Annotated in this window: 4 protein-coding genes; 3 read left to right on the top strand and 1 reads right to left on the bottom strand. The window is 70.0% G+C overall.

What is annotated here, in order from left to right; all coding sequences use genetic code 11:
* Both glmU and AB3X43_RS08400 read left to right on the top strand, forming a co-directional pair.
* A partial coding sequence (gene glmU / locus AB3X43_RS08405) for a bifunctional UDP-N-acetylglucosamine diphosphorylase/glucosamine-1-phosphate N-acetyltransferase GlmU (protein WP_369429392.1) occupies window positions 1–1,106 on the top strand: 1,106 nt, incomplete at its 5' end.
* Complete coding sequence (locus AB3X43_RS08400; protein WP_369429391.1) at window positions 1,103–1,477, top strand: hypothetical protein; 375 nt, start codon at window positions 1,103–1,105, stop codon at window positions 1,475–1,477. The genes glmU and AB3X43_RS08400, both read left to right, overlap by 4 nt.
* On the opposite strand, the gene AB3X43_RS08395 is transcribed toward AB3X43_RS08400, so the two are convergent.
* Window positions 1,452–1,961: an Lrp/AsnC family transcriptional regulator gene (locus AB3X43_RS08395; protein ID WP_369429390.1), complete on the bottom strand. Its 510-nt coding sequence runs from the start codon at window positions 1,959–1,961 to the stop codon at window positions 1,452–1,454. The genes AB3X43_RS08400 and AB3X43_RS08395 overlap by 26 nt on opposite strands.
* Before the next feature lie 189 nt (window positions 1,962–2,150).
* Here AB3X43_RS08395 and AB3X43_RS08390 point away from each other — a divergent pair.
* On the top strand, window positions 2,151–2,853 hold a 703-nt coding region (locus tag AB3X43_RS08390), incomplete at its 3' end, for a glutamine--fructose-6-phosphate aminotransferase (RefSeq protein WP_473965089.1).

Genomic DNA, 2,853 nt, shown 5'->3' with positions numbered 1-2,853 from the left:
AGGCCGGCACCACACTGATCCTCAACGGCGACGTGCCGCTGATCCGCGCCGAGACCGCGCAGGCGCTCATCGACGCCTGCGGCGGCGAGAAACTCGTGCTGCTGACTGTGGATCTTGACGACCCGACCGGCTACGGCCGCATCGTGCGCGAAGGCGACCAGGTCCGTGCCATCGTCGAGCACAAGGACGCCACGCCCGCGCAGCGCGCCATCCGCGAGGGCTACACCGGCATGATGGCCGCGCCCACCGCGCACCTGAAGCGCTGGCTGTCGCGCCTGAAGAACGACAACGCGCAGAAGGAGTACTACCTGACCGACATCGTCGAGATGGCGGTGGCCGACGGCGTGCCGGTGGTGGCGACGCTGGCGTCGAGCGAGACCGAGGTGCTCGGCGTCAACAGCCCGCTGCAGCTCGCGCAGCTGGAGCGCCGCTTCCAGGCGCAGCAGGCCGAGGCGCTGCTCGAAGCCGGCGTGCGCATGGCCGACCCGGCGCGCTTCGACCTGCGCGGCACGCTCGCCTGCGGCCGCGACGTGTCGATCGACGTCAACTGCGTCTTCGAGGGCGCGGTGACGCTGGGCGACGACGTGACGATCGGCGCCAACTGCTTCATCCGCAACGCCGCCATCGGCGCCGGCACCGTGCTGCAGCCGTTCACGCACATCGACGGCGAGGCACTCGGTGTCGAGATCGGCGCGGGCGTGCAGATCGGCCCGTTCGCCCGCCTGCGTCCGGGGGCGAAGCTCGGCGACGAGGTCCACATCGGCAACTTCGTCGAGGTCAAGAACTCGACGATGGGCCGTGGCGCCAAGGCCAACCACCTCGCCTACCTGGGCGACGCGGTGGTCGGCGAGCGGGTCAACTACGGCGCGGGCAGCATCACCGCCAACTACGACGGCGCCAACAAGCACCGCACCACCATCGAGGCCGACGTGCACATCGGCTCCAACTGCGTGCTGGTCGCGCCGGTCACGGTCGGCGCGGGCGCCACGGTCGGCGCCGGTTCGACCATCAGCAAGGACGTCGCCGCCGGTCAGCTCGCCGTCGCCCGTGGTCGCCAGACCAGCCTGAGCGGCTGGACCCGCCCGGTCAAGGCGCCGAAGCAGTGAGCACGCTCGCCAGCAGCCTGCTGCCGTGGCGCCGTGCGGCGCCCGGCGAGACTGCGCCGCAGCCGGTGGCCACCGGCGTGCTGCCGATCGAGCCGACGCACTACCACCGCCTCGGCCTGCCCGAGGACTGCACGGCGACCGAGCTGCAGATCGCGTGGATGCGGATCGAGCCGACCCTGCCGCCGCCGCTGACGCCGGTCCAGCGCCGCGACCTGCCGGACGACCGCACCGAGTTGCGCCGCGCCGAGGACCGCCGCCTGGCCCGCGCCGTCCTGGGCGATCCGGCGCGGCGGGCCATCTACGACGCCTGGCTCGCCCGCGAGCGCGCCGCGCCGACGTCCTGGGTCAAGCGCCTGCTGCGCCGGGGCTGACCGGCTTCGGCAGCGCGATCTGCAGCCCGCACTTGGCCCGGTGCACGCTGAAGAAGCAGCGCACATTGCGCACATTGGCGTCGCTGGTGAACAGCCGCTGCGCCATCGCCTGGTAGGCCGGCATGTCCGCCACCTGCGCGACCAGCACGAAGTCCGGCCCGCCCTGGGTGCGGTAGCACTGCTGCACGGCCTGGTCCGCTACAGCGCGGGCCTCGAATGCCGACAACCTCTCGACCGACTGCGTGTCCAGCGTGACCTCGGCGATCGCCGTCAGCCCGTGGCCCAGCGCCTCGGGCGACAGCACGGCGACGGTGCGTTCGATCACCCCGGCGTCCGCCATGCGCTTGATGCGGCGCAGGGCGGTGGCCGCCGAGACATGCACGGCGTCGGCCAGTGCCTGGTTCGAGCGCGCGGCGTCGCGCTGCAGTTCGTCCAGAAGGCGCAGATCGACGGCGTCCAGGGCCATTGCTTCGCGGGGTGTCATGCAATAAATCTCCGAATAAATGAATCGAATGTTGATTCATTGCAATCTTAATGGGTGACGAAGGAATTCGTCTGAAACGATAATTTTTTGCTCATTCATTGCGCGACAAGGCCGCTACGATCGGCGCCTGTCTGCAGTGCTCCGGCACTGCCTGCCTCTTCACCACTGTTTGCCTAGGGAAGTCCAACCATGTGCGGAATCGTCGGCGCCGTCAGCCAGCGCAACATCGTCCCCATCCTGCTCCAGGGTCTGCAGCGCCTGGAGTACCGTGGTTATGACTCCTGCGGCGTCGCCGTGCACCAGGGCGGCCAGCTGCGCCGCTCGCGCAGCACCTCGCGCGTGGCCGAGCTGGACGCGATGGTCCTGCACGACGGCATCGAGGGCCTTGTCGGCATCGCCCACACCCGCTGGGCCACCCACGGCGTGCCGGCCGTCCACAACGCCCACCCGCACTTCTCGCACGGCACCGGCCAGGACGCCAAGAGCGCCAAGGCCGGCCGCATCGCGCTGGTCCACAACGGCATCATCGAGAACCACGACGAACTGCGTGCCGAACTGAAGGCCCGCGGCTACGAGTTCACCAGCCAGACCGACACCGAGGTCATCGCCCACCTGATCGACTCGCTCTACCAGGGCGACCTGTTCGACGCGGTGCAGAGCGCGCTGCCGCAGCTGCGCGGCGCCTACGCGATCGCGGTGTTCTGCCAGGAAGAGCCGCTGCGCGTCGTCGGCGCGCGGGAAGGCTCGCCGCTGGTGCTGGGCGTGGGCAAGGGCGAGAACTTCCTCGCCTCCGACGCGATGGCGCTGGCCGGCGTGACCGACCAGATCGTCTACCTGGAAGAAGGCGACGTCGTCGACCTGCAGCAGGGCAAGTACTGGATCACCGGCAAGG

This window comes from Sphaerotilus sp., assembly GCF_041083715.1.
Lineage (GTDB): Bacteria > Pseudomonadota > Gammaproteobacteria > Burkholderiales > Burkholderiaceae_C > Sphaerotilus.
This window is presented reverse-complemented; position numbering and strand designations above follow the sequence as displayed.

What these genes read in the sequence shown, in the direction of transcription:
- AB3X43_RS08395 (WP_369429390.1), bottom strand. Translation starts at nt 1,961, where the DNA reads ATGACACCCCGCGAAGCAATGGCCCTGGACGCCGTCGATCTGCGCCTT.